This window comes from Streptomyces sp. NPDC002690 (genome assembly GCF_053592415.1).
Genome location: NZ_JBSFVR010000033.1, coordinates 15,080 through 37,373, shown reverse-complemented (window position 1 = coordinate 37,373; position 22,294 = coordinate 15,080). Strand labels below are relative to the sequence as shown.

Here is a 22,294-nt window from a genome sequence, read left to right as displayed (position 1 = left end):
CCGCGGGCGCGGCCGGAGCCGGCGGCGCGGTCCTCGCGCTCGCCGTGTCCGCCGTCCGGACGCCGCTCTTCCTCTCCGCCGCCGTCGTCTGTGTGGCCTCGTCGGTCTCCGGGGCGATGATGAGCGTCTTCGACGTGCCGGTGGACAAGGCCGCCTGCGCGGTCGCCGCGTCCCTGGTGGCCGTCGGAGGGTTCGTCCCGGCCGTCGCGTTCAAACTGGCCGGCATGCGGATGCCGCCGCTGCCGAACAACCCAGGGCAGCTCCAGGAGGGCATCGACCCGTACGACAGCGCGGAGGTGGGCATCCGGACGGAGCTGGCCGGCGGCTGGATGATCGCGCTCTACGGCTCGATCGGAGTGATCTGCGCGGGCTGCCTGATTCCCCTGGTCCGGCGGCCGAACGTTCCCGAGGCGCTGATCGTCGTCGTCATGTCCGCGATCCTGCTGCTGCACGGGCGGGGCATGGTCAACGTGTGGCAGCGGCTGGTCCTGGTGGTCCCCGGCGCTCTGGGCGCCGCCCTGATCCTGGCGGGCGCCGGAGCGCACCTCGCCCCCGGCGACCGGCCGGTGTACGTCGCCGCCCTGCTGGGCCTCACCGCCGTACTCGCCGTCGTCACCTGGACCGTTCCGGGGCGCCGGATGCTCCCCTACTGGGGCCGCGCCGCCGAACTGCTGCAGTCCACGCTGGCCGTCAGCCTGCTGCCGCTCACGCTCTGGGCCGTCGGCGTGTTCGGCGAGCTGCGCGCGATCTCCGGCTGACCGCGACCATGCCGATTTCGAAGAGAGCCGCGAGGTAGGCCGACATGCAGTCAAAGCGCGACCAGGTCCAGGCACACAGCTTCATCATGAGCAGGCTGACCGCCGGCATGCTCCTCGCCGAGCCCGACGCCCCGGACACCCCCCTCGGCCGGACCACCAGAGGCGTGTTCATAGGTGTGCTCATCGCCGTACTGATATCCGCCGGCACCGTGGTGTTCGGACTGATCTCGCCCGGGGGCAAAACCTCCTGGAAGGCGAACGGAACGCTCGTCATCAACAAGGAGACCGGCGCCCGCTACCTCTACGTCGACGGCCGGCTCAGGCCGGTACGCAACTACGCCTCCGCCCGGCTGATCGGCGGCAGCGACCTCGCGGGCTCCACCGTGGCCACCGCGTCCCTCCAGGGCACCCCGGTGGGGCTCCCCATCGGCATACCGGGTGCTCCCGAAGCCGTTCCCCCGGCGGGCGGACTCGACCGGGGCGCCTGGCTCGTCTGCTCCACCGCGGGGGCCACCGCCTCCGCCCCGCACACCACACTGGTGGTCGGCGCCCCTGTACGGAACACCGGGCTGGGCTCCGGACAGGTGCTCGTCGTCAGCGGCCCCGACCACACGTCCTATCTGGTCTGGCAGGGCAGCAGACTGCGCCTGGACAAGAAGTCGGGCGCCGCCGTGTCGCTCGGCTACGGCTCCGTGACGCCCCGTCCGGTCTCTGCGGCCTTCCTCGACGCCCTGGTCGCCGGCCCCGACGTCGCGGCGCCCGAGGTGTCCGACCGCGGCACCGCCGGACCGTCGCTCGACGGCACCGCGAGCGTCACGGGCCAGGTGTTCCAGACCCAGGTTCCCGGCTCCGAGGAACACCCCTACTACCTGCTGCGCACGGAAGGCATGGTGCCGCTGACCGACACGCAGGCAGCCCTGGTGCTCGGCGACCACCGGACCCGCGACGAGGCGTACGGGGGACATGCACCCCGCGCACTGCCGCTCGGTGCCGACGCGCTGAAGCAGCACCTCGCACCGGGGGCGGAGGGCCGCTCACCGGCAGCCGAGGGACTGCCCGCCGCGCCGCCGAAGCCCGTGCGGGCCGAGGCGGACCAGTCCGCGTGCGTGGGCGTCGAACCGAGCCCCGACGGCACGAAGGTGACCACCCTGCTCGCGGAGACGGCCGGTCTGGCCCCCGTCGCCCAGCCGTCGCGGGACGCCTCGCCCGCCTGCCTGCCGGTGGACGACGTGGTGGTACGTCCCGGCCACGCCGCCCTGGTACGCGCGCTGGGCGCCGGTGGCACCACGGTGGGCACCACCACCTACCTGGTCGACGACACGGGCATCAAGTACCGGGTTCCCTCCGCCGAGGCGCTCGGAGCGCTCGGCTACGACGAAGGCCAAGTGACCTCCCTGCCCTCGCCGTTGCTCATGATGCTGTCGACGGGGCCGGAACTCGATCCCGACGTCGCGACCGGAGCCGCCCGACCGGCCGCACCGGCGCGGTGCGCGCCGCTCGGGTAGTGGACCCCCGCCACGAGAATGCACACGTGTTCATCCGGATACCATCCTTGCGGACATATCTGAAGCGGTACGGTAGGTGTCCGGTCGGGTCCGGCCGTCGATTCGATCACCGAGGCACGAAGGTGAGCAGCGAACATGTGCCGTGCAGCCGTGGTGATCGACATGTGGCACCCCCGGCACGAACCACGTATCGAGCGTCGAGACGGGCACGAATCTCCTCGGCGAAGCAACCGAAAGGCTGGACATGGCAGGAAACGGCCAGCAGTCAAGTGAACATGCGACGCGCAACGGCATCCAGGCACTGGAGATGGCGTTCAGCGGCATCTTCAGAAGCCGTCAGGACGTCGAGGCCACGCGCCACCACCTTGCCTCGGGTTACCGGGCCGAGGACGGCGCCGCGTTCGGCGAGCTGATCCGCGAATGGGAGGGAAAGGTCGACACCATCCTGCGCAATCTGGAAGGCATGATCGACAAGCTCAACACCAGCCTCTCGGAACACCAGAAGGCGCAGGGCTCCTCCCGTGAGGAGATCAACGCCGCGTACAAGCAGTCCGAGTCGGTCTTCGACCAGCTGACCGGTACTGCCTGAGCCCGGCTGAGCCGCGGTCGCGGTCCAGCCCGCCCACTTCGAGGAAAGAGAGTTCACCATGCCGGAAGACACCCTGGGTGATGGTTACATCTATGTGAGTTACGACCACATGGAGAACGCCGCTGCCGACCTGGAGTCCCAGAACGCCGCGATCAGGAAGACCATCGAATCCTTGGAGGCGGACCTCAAGCCTCTGCGGGATTCCTGGTACGGCTCCGACGCGTCCGCCTACGACGCGGCCCAGAAGCGGTGGGACGAGGCCATGAGCGGAGCACAGCGCCTGCTGGACGTCAACAGGGCCCTGCTGGAACGGATCAAGGGCCACTACTCCGACACGGAGAAGAAGCTCGCGAGCATCTGGGAACACTGACCTCCCCCCGAACCGGAACCGCACCGGGGCCGGCCGTCCAGCGCGTCGGTGACGGGGCGTCCGGTGCCTGCCGGCCAGAACTCGTGAGGCCGGCACCCGGGCGCCGGGGCCCCCGGTTCCCGGGTCCGCCCGCCCGCGCGCGGGGAGGCCCGCGACCGTACGCGGGGTCGGCCCCGCGAGGCTCGGGCAGGGCGCCCGAAGCACGCCGTAACGACCATCGGAGATCCCATGGGAAACCTGACGCAGCTCGACGGGAAGTCGCTCCAGACGTTCATCGACACGGAGCTCAAGGACTTCGTGACGCAGACGGAGAACATCCGCAGGGACAAGACCGATTCGAGCGACGGCCGCCCGCCCGGCAGGGCCCTCAAGAGCCTGATCGACGGTGCCACCACCCCTGAGACACTGCAACAGAACCAGTTCCTGGCACTCGGGCCGATGGCCGGGGACCAACTCACGCACGGCAAGAGTCTCATCGAGGCCACCACCAAGTCGGCCACGTCCATCGACGGGATCCTGGACGCGCAGCAGCGCCTGTTCAAGGACATCGACAGGGACTTCAGAGAGACCCTGAAGATCATGGGGAACACGCTGGGTGACAACCTCACCGAGATCAACGCTCAGAAGCTGCTCGACATCTTCGAGGACGTCGACGGCGACATGAGCCCGTCGTCGAGCACCAAGACCACGCTCACCGACTGAGACCACGCTCACCGACTGAGGGCCGCTGCCCGAACGCGCCGAGTTCTCCGGACGGGGGATCCGCGCGGGGGCCCGTGCGGCATCCGGCCGAAGCCGCCCGGTCCGGGGCGGCGCGCCCTCTCCCCGTCCGTACCCTCCCCCCTTCGACAGCGGAGCTCGCCCATGGCCACTCAGGCCGATGCCGACGACTACTGGGCCCAGGCGGTCAGCCTCTACACCGGCTACTCGATGCCGAGCCGCAAGGCCGTTTTCGACAAGCTGAAGAGCAAAGACGGAATCCCGCTCATGCGCGTGCACCTGGTGGAGCACCTGAACCGCGCCGTGGACAAGAACGACTACTCCGCTTCCTCCGGATGGCACGCGTCGCACGGAGAGGACTACCGGCTCGCCTTCTACACGCACCACGGCGCGGACGACGTCAGACTCTTCACCGCGGACATCACGTTCATCAGGCCCATCACGGACTCGGACGGCGCCAGTCACCTGCTGGACCCGGGGGCGACGCGGGAAGGCGGCACCGCCAAGGGCAAGGACGGCGAGGAGTGGGACGACAACGACCTCTGGCGCTACGTCACGGCACCGAAAGTCGTCCTCAACACCCTGGTCAACGACCACCGGACCACGCACTTCTCCTACGGCGGCGTGAGCGTCGCCGATGCCGAAGCCGTCGACCTGACATCGTTCGACCGGACGGCGGAAGCCTTCGACCGGGCCGCCGGGTTCTTCAGGACCCAGGTGAAGCAACTGGCCGAATGGGAGAAGCAGCTGGGGGGTGACAAGGCCGCGTGGAAGGGTGAGTCCGCCGACGTGGTGCGCAACCTCTTCCAGACGCTGCACGAGAACTACGAGAACTACGTCGATCAGATGGGCGGGCCCGAATACAACTCCGGCCACACCATGCTCGGCGGTCACGTGCCCGCGTCGAACTACTCCGACAGGCTCTTCCAGGCCCAGTGGGAGTTCGACTTCGAGGCCAAGGTCATGCAAGGCGCCTGGCTCAACTGGGCCAACTCCGGCGAGCACGACCCCTATCGGGCACTGCTGGAAGAGCTGGACGAGCTCAGCCGCTGGATCATGCAGAACAACGTTCCGTACGTCCTCGTGTCCGACCCGGACTTCCTCAACAGCCACTACACCAAGGGCGCCGACAACGACGAGGACCTCTGGGGATACAGCAACAGCAACAGCAACAACAGGACGTTCAGCACCGCGGCCGGGTTCACCGACAACCCGGGGTTCGGCGCGCTCGACGACATCAATGCCTGGAAGGTGATCGGCGAAAGAGCGGTCCAGCGCTGGAACAACAACGTCGAGGGCTACCTCGTCGCGGCTGCGAAGAAATCACTCTCCAACCTCGGAGCCGGCTGGAGCACCGTTTCCGAGGGACTGGCCCAGGAAGTCACGACCAAGCACCAGGGGAGCCTCTCGGAGAACTACGAGAAAGAGGAGACGAAGAGCGAGAAGGAGGCCGCCAAGAAGTCTCTCGACGACGCGAACAAGAACAGTCAGGAGGCATGGCAGAAGCTCAACGACAACCTCTCCGACTCCAACAAGAACACCGAGGGCCTGTTCGACAACCTCAACAACAACCTCGTCGACTCCAACAACAACCAGAAGCAGCTCAACAGCAGTATGAGCGGGCTCGGGGACAGCCTCAACGACGGCCTGACCAACGGTCTCAGTGGTCTGGGCGACAGCTTCAGCCAGAGCCTCAACCCCGGCGGCGGGCTGAGCCTCGACGGCACGACGTCGCCGCTGAACACCGGCCTGGACAACGCGCTCACCGACCTCGGCGGAACGGACCCCACCGGGACGTCGAACTCGGGCACCACGCTGCCCCTCAACAACCTCTCGTCGTTGATCCCCAGCCTGAGCGGCGGAAACACCACCACCGGCAACACCTCCCCGCTCAACCTCAACCCCGGTTCGCTCGTCGACGACGGCCCCCGCCTCGACGACGACGGAAACCTGGTGCAGACATACCCGGACGGCACCACGACGGCCTACGACCCCGACACCGGTCAGTTCGTGACGACAGACCCGGACGGGCACACCACCACCACGCAGCTCAACCCCGGTGACCCGATCACCACCCCCGACGGCGGACACCTCACGCTCAATCCGGACGGCACACTCACCACCCACAACCCGGACGGCACCACGACGGTGTTCGACCCCGCCGACGGGACTCTGCACACCACCGACCCGGACGGCCACACGACCACGACCCAGCTGAACAAGCCGATCGACATCCCGGGCCCGACGAGCAACGGCACCGGCCTCCCGGTGAACGGCGGAACGTCTCAGCTGAACAACGACCCCTTCGACACCGGTAACACATACCTCAACGACGACACGGACACCGACTACCTGGAGTACGACAGCACACCTTTCACAGGAGGTACGCTGGGCGGAAACACAGGAGCCTACGACAGTGCCTTGTCGAACACACAGGGATCGACGGCGTCCGGAGGCGGTACACCTCTCAACCCCGGTTTCGGTGGCGGAGGAGCCGGAGCGGGTGGCGCGGGAGGAGGCGGCACCAACGGGGAACGTGTGCGCACGTCGCTGAACGACACCAGCAATCTGTCAGCGCTGCGCCGCAACGGGTCCGTCGCACCGACCATCGACGGGGAGGACATGCCGTTCCGACGGAACGGCAGCCAGACGAGCAGTTCCCCCATGGGCGGCGGTGCCCCGATGGGGGGCATGCAGGGCGGCCAGTCCACGGAGAGCGGGGACCGGCAGCGCACCAACTGGGTGGACGAGGACGAGGACGTGTGGGGCACCGAGGAAGGCGGCACGCCGGCGGTGATCGGATGAGCGGGACGGAGAAGGACAGGGTGACACGGAGTCAGCAGGGAGCGTTCGACGCCCCCGACGCGAGCGTCGCGTCGAACCCCTACACGGAGGCTCTCAGCCAGCGTCTCGCCGAGACCCTGGCCGAACTGGACACCGTGACCGCCGGTCTGACCGACGCCAAGGAAGAACTGCGCGAAGCCACCTACGTGGTGCGCTCCCGCGACCGCGTGGTGGAAGCCACGGTGGGATCGCAGGGACAGTTGACCGACCTGAGGTTCCTCGACAACAAGTACCGCTCCATGAGCTCCACCGAGCTCGCCGCATCCGTGCTGGAAGCCGCGTCCCAGGCGCGGGACGCGATGTCACGGCACGTGATGCGGACGATGCAGCCCTTCACCGAACCGCGCCTTGGCATGTCGCCCATGAAGGGCTTCGACATCGACTGGGCCGACATCTTCGGGCCCGGAGTGCTGGAGGAGCCGGCGGAGACGCCCGCGCGCAGGGGCCGTCAGTCGCTGCGGGACGAGATCCACGAGGACGGGGAGGACCAGTAACCGTGGCAGACGTCTTCTCCGCCAGCCTCGCGGACATCCAGCGGGCGGCGAGAATCCAGGCAGAGATCATGGAGACCGTGCACAACGGCGTGCGGCAGTTCCGTGAGGACGCCGCCCGGAGCGCCGGGTGGGTCGGTCGTGACGACGCCATGGCAAGGGAACTGGGACTGAGGGACGAGAGGGAGCGCGAGGGCACCGACGAGACCGCCACGTCCCTGCTGGAAGTCATCGGAGCGATGGCCGACGTGCTGGACCTGCACGGCTCCATCATCGGCGACGCCCAGGACGACGCCTACGAGGCGATCCACGACTCCAAGCTCGGCAGGCACTGACCCCGCATGGCCATCCTGGTCCCCAACTGGCTCAACGACCTGTTCTTCGCCCTCATGGGCGAACGCTTGCCGCAGGCCAATGAGGACTACGCCTACATGAGTCATGAGGCGTTCAAAAAGCTCTCGAACAAAATCCGCAAACTGGGCGAGCTGCTCATGGAGTCGGTCGGCTACGCCGCCAAGGTGTTGCCGGCCGACACCGCCGACAAGTATGTCCGCGGCGTGCGGGTGGTGACCGACGACGGGGGCAAGAACCACGTCACCGAGTTCGCCGACCAGATGGACGAGATCTCCGACGGCCGGGTGAAGACCTCCATCAGCATCGCCGAGACGAAGATCAGCCTGCTGATCGAACTGGCCATCCTCGCTGCTGAGTTGCTGTTCCTCGCCGTGGTGTCGTTCTTCACCGGCGGCGCCACGGCGGGCGAGGCGGCGGAAGCCAAGCTGCGTACACGTGCCCGGATCCTGGTGATCCTGGAGATCTTCGCCAAGCGCTTCCATCTGCTGCCGACCCTGAGCGAGGCGCTGGAAGAGGCGTTCACCACGCTCGCCGCGAGACTGGCCCTGATCCTGACGGCGGCGCCCGGCCGTAAACCGCACGGCATCGACATGAAGGACGTCGTGCTCAGCGGCATCACCGGTGGTCTCACATCGGTTTTCGACCACCTCATCCACGGCGGAAAGAACCTCTTCAACGGGCTGTTCAAGAACAAGTTCGACATCGGCGACGGGTTCGGCAAGAAGTTCGCCGACAAGGACAAGATGCCAGGCCTGAACACCGTTCCGGGCAGTGGCGCCGCCACGCACGGGGCGAAGAACCTGGCATCCGACGGCCCGCTCTCGGGCGGAGGGAAGTTCGCGTCCAACACCGCCGACCGGGGCTTCGACGCGCTCGGCGAGGGCGCGGCCGAGACGTTCGCCGAGGCGGCCGTCTACCAGCAGGGGTTCAGCTTCTCGACCTTCCACGGCGCCGTCATCAGCGGCCTGAACACCGCGCTGATCTTCACCGGGGTCCAGAAGGCGGCCCTGGGGCTGCGCGATTTCGTCTTTCCCCGGAAGACCGACGTCACCCCCAACAACGCCTCGGAATGGCTGCGTACGAACCCGGCCAAGGGTGCGGGCACCGAAGTCGCCGCCGAGTATGCGGTCCAGGGCTCCCAGGTCCCCACCGTGGGAGGGGGGCAGCCGGGTCCGGTCGCCTTCCAGCCCGACGGGCTGAGCGGTGCTGCCGCCCCGTCCGGCTTCCCCACCGTCTCCCAGCCCCCCACCGTGAACACCCCGTCCCTGTCCGGGGCGGGGGAGGGGTCGGGAGCGGTTGCGGGCGCGGGCCACGATGCCGGTCCGGCCACCGTGCCGGGGAGCGGTGGGAGCACTCCGGGCAAGGGCCCGGTGCAGACCCAGTCCCCGGACACCCCGACCCAGTCCCAGAACCAGACCCAACCTCCGGCCGAGGCGGACACGGACGCGGATGTGGACGCGCCGACGCAGCCCGTCCAAGGCGCCGGCACCGTTCCGGGCGCCGCTTCGGCGACCCCGGGCACCGGACCGGCCCAGGCGGCGACCAACTCCCAGGACCCGGCCATCGCGCAGGGCGACGCGGTGTCCCACGACCCGTCCGCCGCCGCCCAGGGCGGTGAGGAGGATTCCGTCACCGGCGAGGGGCCTGCGGCAACTGCGGACGGCACCGACGGCCAGACGTCGACCGTCGCCGCCGCGACCCCCGGGCCGGTTTCGGTCACGGGCCCGGCCGCCACCACCTCGGCTCCCGGCACGGCTCCGGCCACCGGCACAGGCACGACGCAGCCATCCGGCACGGTCCAGGGCGGCGCCCCCGCCACGGTGGGTGCCGGCGCCGCCGCCCACGGCCCGACCACCCCCACAGGCCAGGACCGGCCGAGGGCCGACGACGCCCGCGAGGGCGAGGGCGTACAGGACAACACCACGGTCTCCGCCGGGACGACCGATTCCGACGCGACGGCCGACGCCACCACCACCGGCGACCCCGGCACGCCCGAGGACTCCCGGCCGGACGCCCTCACCTCAGCGGGTGAGACCACCTCGCCGGCCCCCACCCCGACGCCCACGGTCTCGGGCCTTCCGCTCACCACCGGCGTCGTGCTGCCCGGCGCGGCGGATCGTGCGAAGGACCGGAAGGAGCGAGAGCGGGAAGCCGAGCCGGACGCGCGCCCCGCCGAGCCCCTCCCCACGACCTCACCCGCTTCGTCGTACGACGAGGACGCCGCGCCCGTTCCGATGGCCACCGTGTCCGGCTCCGGGGTGACGGACGGGGCGACGGACGCGGACCAGGACACCGGCGCCACGCTGCACGACGCCCGGACCTTGGTCTCCGGGGTGCCGGCCGCCCCGGCCTCCGGCCCCGACACCCAGAACACCGACGACGCCTCGTCCGACGACTCCGACACGGTCTTCGACTCGGACTCGGAGTCCGGTGACACGCTGGTGGAGACCGACGACGGCCCGGGAACGAAGGAGCCGGTGGGCAAGGCATCCCTCGAAGGAAGGCTGCCGCGGTCTCCGGAAGAGATCCGCCAGTGGATCGCCGGCCTTCCCGTCGCGGGTGTGGACACGGATGTCTCCGCAGACGTGTCGGGCAAGGCTCATCTTCTCCACCACGCCGACGACGACGTGACGGTGAACATGTTCCGCGGTCCCTCGGAGCGGCGCGGCGAGGTCCACGACCTGGATGCCGCGCTGCGCGAGATCAGCGGACTGTACGCGGCCCGCCGTGACATGCGCTCGGCCACGGCGGCGACTCAGGGGTGGATCGCGCAGGTCCAGGAAGGGCGGCTCAGGCCACGGCCGGACCAGGCGGAGCGCATGCGGGTACTCGGCCTTCGGGTCCCCGGCGTGTACAGCTGGGACGACCCGGTGGAGGCGTATGCGTCGATCGCCCCCGAACTGGAGGACGCGATCGGCCGGCTGGACGAGCCCGACGAGGCGATCCGGCAAGGAAGTTATCCGTACTTCACCGAATACTCGCGGACACCCCGGGGTGAGCTGAGTCAGTTTGCCGTGCAGCGTTGGCTGAGTGGCGCCCGGGGTATGGCCGACGGATCACTGGCGGAAATTCAGAGTACGGCAGGGATCACTTACGACGGGAATCTCGACTACGAGGCTCTGGACCGGCTGGCGCCCCGATACAGCGCCGACTACCCCGAGCTGGTTTCCTATCTGGCCAATCTCAGAGGTGCGATGGCCCGTGGGATGGTGCAGACCCTGCGGAGTGCGGGCGTCGACGCTCGAAACGCGGATTTCGCGACCCTGCGCCAGATCGCCCGGAGTTACGTCCACGCCCATCCGGATCTGCATCACTATCTCAACCCGCGGACCCTTTCCCCCGCCAGGAACACTGCGGCGACGACGACAACCGTAGAAAATGTGTCGAATGTCGAGGTCGATTTCCATTACGCACAGAGCGACCCCTCTGCCGCGCCCCGTATGGCTCTTGTCCGCCGCAGCCTCGGGATGCTGCGGGAGGCAGGTCATCGACTGCCTTCGACCCTGACGGTTCATCTGCCGCAGTACCACCGTCATCTCCAGGTCCGTCGATCGCAGCGTGGCGACGAACTCCGCATCCGATCGGAGTCGGCTTCGCTGGGCATCGTCGAGGGAAGCCGGGCGACGTTCCAGGCACCGGGCTCGATGTTCATGAGTGCTCTCACCGTGGCTCCGCGTTCCCCCGGAGCACAGGATTCCGTACAAGACGGTGTCGACGACATGATGGAGGAATCCGGTCTGGGCACGACTCTCCACGAGTTGATGCACTGGCTCCACTACAACAACGGGCCCAGCCGTTACGTGGACATCCTGTCGACCACCTTCGACGACGACGACATCGAAGCCGTGTCGGAGGTCAGCTCGTACGCCCTGGCCGATCCTCACGAGTTCGTGGCGGAATACGGATTGGCCAGGCTTCTGGGGCGCTCGTTCGATGCCGAGACGTCCGGACGTGTGGAGCGGCTCTACACGACACTCGGTGGTTCCGACGGGAACCGGTCCGCACCGGCCGCTCCGCCTCTCAGCGAACCGCAGATGCAGTTCCTGCAACGACGTGTGTCCGAGATTTTCCGCGGAGAGGGCCTGCATTACGAACCGGAGTTCGCTGCGCTGGGCCATGCCTATCAGCAGGTGGCGGGCTTCGACAGATGGCGGGGCCTCGACCACCGCGCACGACTGGTGGCCGGCGTTCTGAGGTCCTGGGGCAGCCACCGGGTTCGGGCGGGGGACCCTTACGGACGGAACCAGGCTCCTCAGGGAGGTGCCTGGCAGCCCTATGTCGCGATGGCCAACACGGACGACGCCATGGTGAACGGGATGGAGTCGCTCCTCACGAATCTCCGGCAGGCCAAGGGGGGGCGCGTCTCAGAGCTCGCAGGATGGCTGGAGAGCCAGCTGGCGACCTACTCGCCCTACCGGGTTACGGGACCTGCCCGCGTCCCCGGCGCATTCGCTCCCGGCCTTCGGCGCGCCCACCCCGTCTTCCCACAGAAGGCGTCGGAGCCCAAGGCCGACCGGGAAAGCACGGGCGACCTGTTCAACGGGGTGGCGCGCGGCGAAGCCGGTACGCCGGACCTGGCCGCCCTGCGGGCGGCGTTCGGCTTGCGGAGGTCCGCTCCGATCGTGAGCAAGGCCGACAAGGGGCAGCGGCACCCCGGAGCCCTCCGTTCGTTCGAGCGCGTCTGGGGCAAGACGACCGCCGACCGGCGTCCTCCGGCGCGGATACTCACCGCGGCGACCGAGGCGTATCTCGCGTTGGGCGGGACCCCGGAGCGGGTGGGCGGCTTCGTCGCACGGCTCGACGCCAACATCGACGACTTCGGCCGGTTGTCCGAGACGGACCAGCATGTGGTGGTCCTCGCGCAGACGGCGCTGCGGGGCACCCGGCGGGACGTCCAAGCGGCTCTGGAGCGAGCGCGGTCGGCGGGCATCACCGCCGCGGACGACGCGGTCCCCGTCCCGGCGGACGCGGGGGCCGCCCGGGTGGGTTCGGCGAGGCTGACCGGCGAGGACCGCGCGGCCCTGGACACGGCGGAGGAGTTCCTGCGCTCCGCGGGCTCGGAGGAGCGGGCGCGGGCGGAGCTCTGGTCACGTGTTCAGGTGTCCGCCGACCACACCTGGTTCATGGACGCCGCCCATCCGGGCGCAGCTGAGCGACGCGAGCTGATCGACGCGTTCGTCACCCTGGTGACCCACAGCCGGCTCACGGAAGGCTCCGGACGGACGCTTGCGCTCTCGCTGGAGTTGGCCAGGCGCTACGGGACACGCAGGACCACGGGGCTGCCCGGTGGAGCCGGCAGGGAACCGGCGGATACGGTCGTGACGCCCGAGGAAGAGCCGATCGCCGGGCCGAGCAGGGTGGAACTCTCCCTCGACGAGCTGATGCGGGACATCCGTACCGGTCTGGAAAAGGGGCATTTCGACGGCGACACCCTCGCGCGGGAGCGGCCGGCGGACCCGGTCCCCGAGGTCGACGAGGGCCCGGAAGTCGACGAGGTCCCGGAAGTCGACGAGGGCCCGGAAGTCGAAGAGGTCGTTCCCCTCGTCGAGGAGCCCGAAGAGCACGACGAGTCGTACGACTTCGACGACCTCTCCGTCGTGGAGCTGACCTCCGACGACGACAACGGCGACCATAACGACGACCATGACGATCACGACCCGACGCACGATTCCCGCACGCCGCCGACCACACGGGCTGCCGCCGCAGCCCCCTTCGACCCCGCGCACGGCGCCACCGCCGACGCCGACGCCGACGTCGACGACACCGACACCGACACCGACGCGCCGACCGTGCCTCCAGCCGACGGGACGGGATCGCCCACCGCTCCGCCGCAGTCCTTCCGTACCCTGATGGAGCCGCTTCGGTCGTACGCGGCGAACGCCACCGATCGCCGTGCCCGGGACGTGGAAGTCGTCCTGATGGCCTTCCCGGGCAAGGCCGGGTTCGTCCAGATGGTCAGGACGGCGAGCACCGGTCACGCGTTCGTCTCGGTGAGGCTGCCGGGGCGCGACCTGCCGGTCAGCTTCGGTTTCCGGACCACCGAACGGATTCTGAACGCGCACGTCGTGACCGGAAGGGCGGCCGGAGGCGTCACCGCCGAGGGACCGAACGCCTTCCACGACCCGGGCGCCGAGGTCCTGGGCTCCTACCGGATCGACGCCGATCAGCTGGCGGCGGCGTACCGGTACGCGGAGGAGAACGCGGAGCGGAACTACCACCTCCAGAACTACAACTGCGTCGTCTTCGCCCTGGGATTCCTCCGGGCGGCGACCGGCGAGAAGGTGGCGGAACTCGGACTCAACGCGCCCAACTCCCTCATCAAGCGCATGCGCGTCGGACAGCACCGGGACTGGATCGACAACCCGAAGACTCTGCAACTCACCGCCGCCGACAAGGCGGACGCCACGAGTGCCAGGGAGTGGCTGCGACGTCCGGGACGCGCGGAACACGTCCGCTGGGCGGCGGACCGCCTGTCGATCGATCATCAGCGTCCCGTGGTGACCACCCTTCTGCCCACCCCGACCCAGCGCCGCCAGCTGACCATGTGGTCGGACCTGACGGCCCTGGTCGCCGAACGCCGCGGCCAGGAGGGAGAAGCGGCGGCACTGGACCTGTCGCGCGTCCTGGGGACCAGGTACGGCACAGCCAGGCATCACTACTCGCACGTCGAACTGATGGTCGTGCACGCGCTGGAGCCGCTGCGGATCTACGGGGTGGACGCCGTCGACCGTACCGTCCTGGCGGCGGAGGTCATCGTGATGGCCCGGCCCGACGGCCGGACGTCGGTCGCCGTGCAGCTTCCGGGCAACCCGGAGGCGATCGGGTTCCGGTTCGGGGCCGACCGCCCGGCCCCGGGCCTGACGCGCCTGGAGAACAGGGACGGCGGACTGTTCGTCGAACCCGGCGACCTGATCCACGACCAGGACGTCGAGGTCCTCCAGAGCTACCCGGTCAACGCCGAACAGCTCCTGTCGGGCCACGGGTACGCCCTGGAGCACCTCGCCGCCCCCTACAATCCGTCGTTCCACGACGCCGACCACTTCACCCGCGGACTGCTCACGGCGATGCTGGGCAGCGATCCGGCCAGAGCGCACTACGAGGAGCTGCGCTCTTCGGCACCTTCGGACGCCGCCGCTCTGGCCTACACCCTGAAGCTCGGCCTTCTCGGATCCTCCGACTTCCGCAAGGCGCTGCGTTCCGGTGTGCGGCACTCCTGGAGCTCGGCCGAGGACCCTGCCACGAGCCTTACCGCGTCGGACACCAAGGCCGCGGCGGACGCCCGCGAGCGGTTGGCCGGATTCACGGAGAAGCAGCGCGGCGACGCGCTCTCCTGGGCGCGGCTGCGGGTGAGAGTCGACCACCAGCGTCCGGCGCGGGACGCGCGGCCCATGGACACCATCGTCGCCCAGAACGCCCTGCTGGAATCGTTCCAGCACCTGATCGCCGCCGAGTACGGCCTTGAAGGGGCACGAGCGGCCCGGCAGCTTTCGTGGCGACTCGGGCTGGACTACGGCACCTGGCGGCTGACCGACGAACTGCCGCCCTGGCTGGCGACGACCGAGGAGCCGCCGGTGCCGGCCTCCTCGCAGAACTCGTACTCCCCGCACGGCATCCTGCTCGGCGATCTGCGGCGGCCGATGGCCGAGGAAGACGGCTTCCACTGGTTCACCATGGACGGCGGAGCCGGTGGCACCGTGTTCATCAGCAACAGCCAGATCCACGGCGGCACGGTCAGTCCCGAGGTGGCGGAGCAGGTCACCAAGTTCGTCGGTGGCGGACTGTCGATCTTCCACATGCACGGCCTGCCGCAGCCCAGGACCGGGTACGCGGGCGAGCCGGTCACCCTGCTCCCGCTGGGCGAGGCGGACTTCCCCCGAGCGGACGGCGTCGGGGAAACCGCCTTCGTCGCACTGTCCACCACCCCCCAGGCCGCCGAGCGCCGGTTCCACGAGGCCGCACAGGAGCGGCCCGGTCCCGCGACGGGCGTCCTCGCCCGGTCGTTCCTCGCGCCCGACCAGACCATCGCCTTCATCGACGCGACGACCGTCCACGTGTACGGCGGGGCGCTGCTCACCCTCACCGACCACGACCCGGTCGCCGTTCGCCCGCGGGTGCGTCCGGACCGGGCCGAGGTCCTCGTGTTCACCTCGCACGTCGACCCGACGCCGTACAAGGGGGTGCTGGAGCGGGAGCTGGGCAAGATCACCCTCTCCGCCGACCAGCGGGACCGCCTCCGACGGGCGCTGGACACCCACGGCACGACCCCGCCCACCGCGGCGACCGGTCCCCAGCCCGCCGTACGGCTGCGGGGCGGAGCCTCCGACGAGGACGCGGCGCCCGGGGGAGACCACCAGGAGGATCCGGAGGGGCCTTCCCCGGCACGCGCCGGCGGCACGGGGCCGTCGGTCGGCGAGGGCCTGACCGAGGTGCGGGCCGCTCTGGGGTCCCACCTGCGGGTCGGCGAGGTCGCGGGGGACGGTGACTGCTTCTTCAACTCCTTCATCCTCACGGCGGGGTTGGGGTCCCGCCCCGGGGGCGAGCCCGTCCGGACCGCCACCCAGCTGCGCGAACGGCTCGCCGCCTACCTGGAAGTGCAGCGCTCGGTGGTCGAGGGCGTCTGGGACCACCTGGACATGACGCTCTTGGCGATGCCTCCGCGCGGCAGGTCCCCCGAGCAGCGGCGGACCGCTCTGATCGACTTCGTGCGGACGCCGGGCGCCTGGAACGCGTCCTACGGTGACCTCGTCCCCGAACTCGTGGCGCGGATGTACGACGTGCCCCTGCGTGTGGTGCGGTGGACGGCGGCGCAGGAAGCTCGGATCAGGACCTTTTCGCTGTCGAGTGACGAGCGGCCGACCGATTCCCGGCAGGAAGTCACCCTGGTGCGGCTCGACGCCGGCCCGGGAACCGAGCACTGGGCGCCCACCCTGGCACACGGCGCGGCTCTTCCCGCCGGCACCACGGAGGCGATGTGGCCGATGCCGGAGCGGACCCCCGCGGCCGACGGTGCCGGACCCTCCGAGCCCGACCGTGCAACGACGCAGCACGAGAACGGCGTTCCGGACGGCGTTCCGGACGGCGATGCGTTCAGCCGGCCCAGCGTGGAGACGCAGAACCGGCTCGGGACCGAAGCATGGGCTCTCTGGCACGCGGGGCGCGTACCGCAAGGCATCCCGATCGGCCGAACCGGTCTCCCCGCCCTCAGCGCTGACCAGAGTCAGCAGTTGTTCGAGCTGCTCAGGAGAAGAAGGGCGCTCGGACTGGCGATGGACGACACCCTCGGCGGTGTCCGGGACCACGTACGGGACTCCTACGGGGTCCTCCTCGATGCCGCCGAGCTCGCACGTCTCAACAGCGAGTACCAGTGGAACGCCGCGCACCTCTCGTCGGCCGACGGCTGGGGGGAGGCGCACCGGCCCCTGCCGGGCGACCACGCCGTCTTCCTTTCCGTGCCGCCGGGCCTTTCGCCGTCGGAGAACCGCATGCTGCGGGCGGTCCGGCAGCACGTCTTCACCTATGGGTCGGCGGCGGGGATCACGAACGCGGAAGCCCGCAAGGGCGAAGGGATGAAGCGCACGCCCGGTCTCGCGGCGTGGGTCGGACGCGTGCGCAGGGGACAGGCGATCCATTGGACGGCCAGGAACCGGCTCCTCGACCTCGGTGTCGTCGCGGGGGAGCGGGGGCGTGAGGAGGAGGTTCCCGCTCCGCGGGAGAGTGCGGACTTCGAGCCCTACGTCATTCCCGAGGGCGCGAGCGCGACCCTCGGGACCCGCGCGAGGGTCGACGCGATCAACGCCTACTACCGGGCGTTTCCCGCCAGGAGAGGATCGCGTCCTCCCAAGGGGCACCGGGCGTCCGACCACCCCGTGGTGAAGACGGCGGTCAATCTCGTCAAGCATCTGGCGGAGACGGGAATCGATCCGGAAGACCGCCACCTGGTGGGTGCCTTCGAGCATTTCGGTCTGGAGATGGTGCGGCGGGACCATCAGGGTCAGGGCCGAGCGCGGATCTTCCTTCCGGACGAGATGGGACCGACGTCGTCGTCGAGCACCCGGCACACCTACCGCGAATCGATTCGGCACCTCACGCGGAAGGGATTCTCCGCACACAAGAAGAATCTCCCCGTCATCCTCAAAGCGATGCAGCACGGCATGTTCTGGGAGTTCAAGGGCGGTTCCTCCAAGCAGATCTACCTGAACCCCGACGAGCGCCACCGCATCGAACAGCTGAACATGCTCGTGCGCGAGGGCGCACTCGACGTGGGGGCGGTCCCGCCGCTCGTGGCCGGACCGGACCGCGTCGGCGGCGGGCGACGGGTGAACGCCGGGGACTTCTTCCACCACCTGACGCACACCGGCATTCCCGAGAGCGAGGAACGGCTCGTCGAGTGGCTCGTCGAACACGGTTATCCCCTCGTCAGGGAGGAAGTCCGGCCGGGCCTGTTCCTGATGCGGCTGTCCGTCACGGAAGAGGGCGGCGGAAGGGGCGATGTCTCGGTCCACGACGTCTTCGACGAGAAGCTGCCCGGATGGAGAGCGGCCCTGGAGTCATTGACGGCGCCGGACAGCGCGGGGACGGACGCGGCACCGGCGTCCGGGGCGCCGTCGCCCGTCGCAGGCGCCGCGCTCGAGGACGGCCCGGGGGCGGTGGCAGGACCCGGACCGATGGACGTCGATTCCCCCGGTGAGGACGACGACCGGCAAGACCGCGGGTCCGTCGGTCCCGTCGACCCCGTCGGTCCCGTCGACCCCGTTCGGGCCGAGAGGATCGCCTTCGCGGAGTCGTTCCTGGAAGACACGCCGTCCCGTCTGCCGTCCCACTGGACCGCCGACTCGCTCGTGGACCTGTGGGAGAGTGCCGACCGCCTGCTGAGCGACGAACGGGACAGGATCACCCACGCGCTGCGGAGCAACGCCCCGGGCGTCGAAGAGGGCGTCGCCCGCGGGCTCACCCAGAACCTCACCCGGGCGGAGGCCGAAGCCCGACTGTCGCTGGAGGTGGCGAGGCGGCGCTACCTGGACTCCCTGCGGGACGAGGCGGAGGTCCGGTTGCTCTGGCAGACCGCCGCCGACCTCACCCGGGGAGCCGTCGACCGGGTACTGCACCGGGCCGTGGCCGTGGTCCGCTCCCAGCGTCTGGACCGGGCCAGGTCGACGCAGCCGGTCACGGTCAACATGGCGGCCACCCGGGAGGTGTTCTCCGCCGGCATCGGCCGCCTGCTGTCCGACCCGGACATCACCGGCCGGCTCTCCCCGGCACACCTGCGGACCCTGCGCGACGCCCAGCAGCCCCCGCCCGCCACCTCCGATTCCGCCACGGCACCGACCACGCCCCCTGCGAAGCGGGTGCGGTTCGACGACGGCACGGAACCCGGGACGGAGACCGAGGAGCCCTCCACGCCGGTTCCCACGCCGGCGCCGATCCTCACCGCGGTGAGCCCCGTCCGCACCATCGATTCCCAGCTCGACACGTACCGCCCCGCCCGCATCGACCGTTCGATGATGGCTCCGCCTCCGCACGGCCGGCGCGTCGTGTTCGGGGACGGAAGCGAGCTGCCGGAATTCCTCACGGGCGACGGCACGCCCGGCACCCCGGCCGGCGCGTACGGACACGCCCACGTGAGGCTGCGGAACGCGGACAAGGCGTACGAGGAGATCGTCTCCCGGTCCGGTCTCTCCGCCGCGGAGGACCCCAGCCAGCAGCGGGTGCTCGACCAGCTCCTGACCGCACTGCGGGACACTCCGTGGGTGTTCCACGGCGACGGCTACCGGACACCCACCTTCCTGGACCGGCACGGCCGTCCTCGCGCACTGCACGTCACCACACGTCCGTACACCGAGTGGGAACGTTTCGACGACGGATGGGGAGGCCCCTTCAAGTTCGACAACGTGCAGCGCAGCCAGGTCTCCGTCGGCTCCAGCGTCTCGCAGAGCTCCGGGTTCCGGGTGAATCCGTCGGTCGCGATCGGCCCCACCGCCGGCATGGCCGCCTACGCCCGCATCGGCGCGGGCATCGGCTTCACCAAGTCCTACGACTACGCCATGCACGACGTGACGCTGCAGCAGAGCGAGACCAGGTCACAAGACCCCTCGCACCCGCATCTGGCCCACGTCCACTACAAGATCAGCGTTGTCAGCCCCGACCACCGCGTGCCGGACCAGGACTATCCGGGCGAGTCCCACTTCTCCTTCACCATGCGCTACGGCCTGACCGTGAGGCTGCCCGACCACGTGACCTCCCCCGTGAACGGCACTGGAGCACCGCGCCTGCTGCGCTTCCGCGGGGCGGACACCGAGGTGCGATTCGGCCGCTCCGAGGCATACGGCTCGGTGCGCCACATTCGCGACTGGGCCTTGAGCAGAGTCGACGCCAAGGCCGGTGACTCCGGTTACGAAGAGCTCAACAGGTTCTTCAGCAGGGACAACTTCCTCCTCATCGGGCAGCGGGCGGCGATGGGACCCGTCCCCACCCACCAGCTCCGGGCCGACGAGGAGCGACGCCCCCTCGGCGCCTTCGTCGTCGACCGGATCGTCCCGGTCGAGGGCTTGCTGCTCAACGAGACGACCACCGCGGAAATGCGCCACACCGTCCAGCAGGGTGTGCGCAACGAGCGGTCGATGGGCCGTACGTACAACCAACAGGTCTTCGGAAGCCTCGGCCCCAGCGTCGATTTCGCGGAGTTCTTCGGCAGCCCCGCCGGTCTGCGTGTCCTGACGTCGCTCTACGCCCGCTACAGCCGGTCCTCCACCTACACGGACACCTTCGGAGGCACCGCCAACCGCAAGATCGTGGGACAGCTGAAGAAGGTCCCGACCGACCTCTACATCGTCCTCAAGGACGTCTACGTCCGCCGCACCGGCGATACCGGCCCCCGGCGCTTCCGGGTGTGGAGCCTCGACCGCCTCCCCCGCAGCGAGGCACGCCGCCTCGCCGGCTGGGACGACGGCAGACTCGCGGCGGCGGGAGACGGCCGACCGCCGGTGCCGCCCGTGTACCTGACGCAGAGCCACCCGGTCGTACTCGGCATGAGCCGGCCGGAAGCCTTCCTGCACGATCCCGCTCCGCTCACCACGGGGGAGCCCGGCACCGGCGCCCTCGGCCTCCCCCCAGCGGACACGGACGCGAACCCGGACACGGACGCGACCCCGGACACGGACGCGACCCCGGACGCGGACGCGACCCCGGACGCGGACGCGACCCCGGACGCGGACGGCGACGCTCCCGCGGTCCAGGGCGAGGAAACGCCGCCCCCGCCGCCCACCCTTCTCCAGGTCTTCACCGATCGTGTCATCGAGGCGGCCTCCGCCAAGTACCCCGACATGATCGCCCCGTTCGGAGCGCTGGCCGCTCCCACCGATGCCCACTGGTGGCAGGATCCGATCGGGCTGGACCGTGAGACCTACGACCTGAAGCTCCACAATCTGCTGACCGTCACCAAGGCACTCTCCTTCCACGCCTTGGCGGGAAACCTGGAAACGCTCGTCACGACCGGACTGAGGATCCCGCTCGTCGCTCTCGGCCCCGGCCCGGGAGGTCTGACCCGGGCCTTCCGCCACCTCCTGATCAGTTTCGACCTGGAGGGGCTCCGGCACGAGGGAATCCAGGACGACCTCCAGGTGCGAGCGGGTACCACCGCCGGTGAGCGGCTCGACGCCGCGCAGAGCACCATGCACACCGTGGAGACGGGATACGACGTCGCCGTCGGAATCCGGGACAGCGAGCGCGACCACCTCAGCATCCCGCTCCACATGGGCTACCTGAGCCTCGGCCATCGCAGGGGCATCAGCCGCGGTGTCCGCACCGGGTTCGGCTCCACGGTGTCGTACGAGACCATGCACATCGGCACCTCGGTGTCGCAGTCCTACTCCTACCGGGTCGCCATGCGGGCGCAGATCGGCGGGTACTGGCGTCCGAGCAACCTGCTCCAGGCCGTCACCTTCGGCGTGGCCGGCACCCATGTCTTCGTCGTGAACGAGCCGCTGGAAGATCTGATCGGCGGTGCGGCGGGCGATCCGGTGACCGGACGTGTGCTCCTGTCCGTCGCCGACGAGCACGCGGAGCCGTCGCTCCCGCCGCAGACGCCCGAGACGCCGGAAACGGCTGAGCACGGGCAGGAGGAGACATCGCAGGCGTCGGCGGAATCCTCGGTGCCGCCGAGCGTCACGGTCGACGTGCTTTCGCCGGAACGGTCCAGGAGCCTCGTCACCGGAACCTACGTCCCGTCGGCCGCACTGCGGGACCTCTCGTTCCAGGACCTGCCGTTCCACGTGCTGGGCGTGGGCGCGCACCGCGAGCTCACCGAGGCGGCGGCGGCAGCCCTGCGGGACGCCTCCCACGGTTCGTGGCACGTGAGCGAACCCGGTGCACCGGCTTACGAGAGCGCGCTGAGACCGCTGCTCTCCCAGTATCTGACCGCCAACGTCGACCAACTGTTCGGCGCTCAGGGTCTCCTCGTGAACGGGCTCTTCGGGCAGGGGCCGTACCTCGACAGGCGTGGCGCGCTGGTGCACCACGCTTACGTCGGATCGCGGCCGGAGGTGGTGTCGGGCCCGGCGGACGTACAGATCGAACAGACCCTCGGCGTGGACAGTCAGGTCTCCGGCGCGGTCATGGACGTCGACTTCAGCGGCTTCACCGCGTCGCTCGCGTACTGGCACACCCAC

9 protein-coding genes (1 of these 9 only partly in view) are annotated in these 22,294 nt (G+C 69.7%); all 9 read left to right on the top strand.

Annotation, left to right across the window (positions count from 1 at the left end):
* Positions 1 to 758: type VII secretion integral membrane protein EccD (eccD, locus tag ACWD3D_RS07465; RefSeq protein ID WP_451459969.1), on the top strand; the 758-nt coding region annotated here is incomplete at its 5' end.
* A 44-nt stretch (positions 759 to 802) separates the two neighbouring features.
* Positions 803 to 2,263, top strand: coding sequence for a type VII secretion protein EccB (eccB, locus tag ACWD3D_RS07460; RefSeq protein ID WP_451459968.1), 1,461 nt, complete (start codon positions 803 to 805; stop codon positions 2,261 to 2,263).
* 244 nt (positions 2,264 to 2,507) lie between these two features.
* The gene (locus ACWD3D_RS07455) at positions 2,508 to 2,852 is read left to right on the top strand and encodes a hypothetical protein (RefSeq protein WP_451459967.1); all 345 of its coding nucleotides are present in this window, start codon (positions 2,508 to 2,510) and stop codon (positions 2,850 to 2,852) included.
* Positions 2,853 to 2,910: 58 nt separating this feature from the next.
* Entirely contained in the window at positions 2,911 to 3,222 is a 312-nt protein-coding gene (locus tag ACWD3D_RS07450) for a WXG100 family type VII secretion target (RefSeq protein ID WP_451459966.1), read from the top strand.
* A 228-nt stretch (positions 3,223 to 3,450) separates the two neighbouring features.
* A complete protein-coding gene (locus tag ACWD3D_RS07445) occupies positions 3,451 to 3,924 on the top strand; it encodes a type VII secretion system-associated protein (protein WP_451459965.1) in 474 nt (157 codons plus the stop codon).
* 162 nt (positions 3,925 to 4,086) lie between these two features.
* Positions 4,087 to 6,747 carry an AAWKG family protein gene (locus ACWD3D_RS07440; RefSeq protein WP_451459964.1) on the top strand — a complete coding sequence of 887 codons (2,661 nt, stop codon included), beginning with the start codon at positions 4,087 to 4,089 and terminating at the stop codon, positions 6,745 to 6,747.
* A gap of 20 nt (positions 6,748 to 6,767) precedes the next feature.
* Positions 6,768 to 7,280 (top strand): YbaB/EbfC family nucleoid-associated protein, encoded by a 513-nt coding sequence (locus ACWD3D_RS07435; RefSeq protein WP_451459963.1) that lies wholly within the window; start codon positions 6,768 to 6,770, stop codon positions 7,278 to 7,280.
* A 2-nt stretch (positions 7,281 to 7,282) separates the two neighbouring features.
* Positions 7,283 to 7,612: a hypothetical protein gene (locus tag ACWD3D_RS07430; protein ID WP_451459962.1), complete on the top strand. Its 330-nt coding sequence runs from the start codon at positions 7,283 to 7,285 to the stop codon at positions 7,610 to 7,612.
* A 6-nt stretch (positions 7,613 to 7,618) separates the two neighbouring features.
* Positions 7,619 to 22,294: part of a WXG100-like domain-containing protein coding region (locus ACWD3D_RS07425; protein WP_451459961.1), annotated on the top strand (this coding region is incomplete at its 3' end). 15,079 nt of the annotated region lie beyond the right edge of the window; the window shows 14,676 of its 29,755 annotated nt.

Excerpts from the sequence above, each read along its gene's own strand:
- eccB (WP_451459968.1), top strand. The coding sequence starts at position 803 with ATGCAGTCAAAGCGCGACCAGGTCCAGGCACACAGCTTCATCATGAGC.
- ACWD3D_RS07455 (WP_451459967.1), top strand. The coding sequence starts at position 2,508 with ATGGCAGGAAACGGCCAGCAGTCAAGTGAACATGCGACGCGCAACGGC.
- ACWD3D_RS07450 (WP_451459966.1), top strand. The coding sequence starts at position 2,911 with ATGCCGGAAGACACCCTGGGTGATGGTTACATCTATGTGAGTTACGAC.
- ACWD3D_RS07445 (WP_451459965.1), top strand. The coding sequence starts at position 3,451 with ATGGGAAACCTGACGCAGCTCGACGGGAAGTCGCTCCAGACGTTCATC.
- ACWD3D_RS07440 (WP_451459964.1), top strand. The coding sequence starts at position 4,087 with ATGGCCACTCAGGCCGATGCCGACGACTACTGGGCCCAGGCGGTCAGC.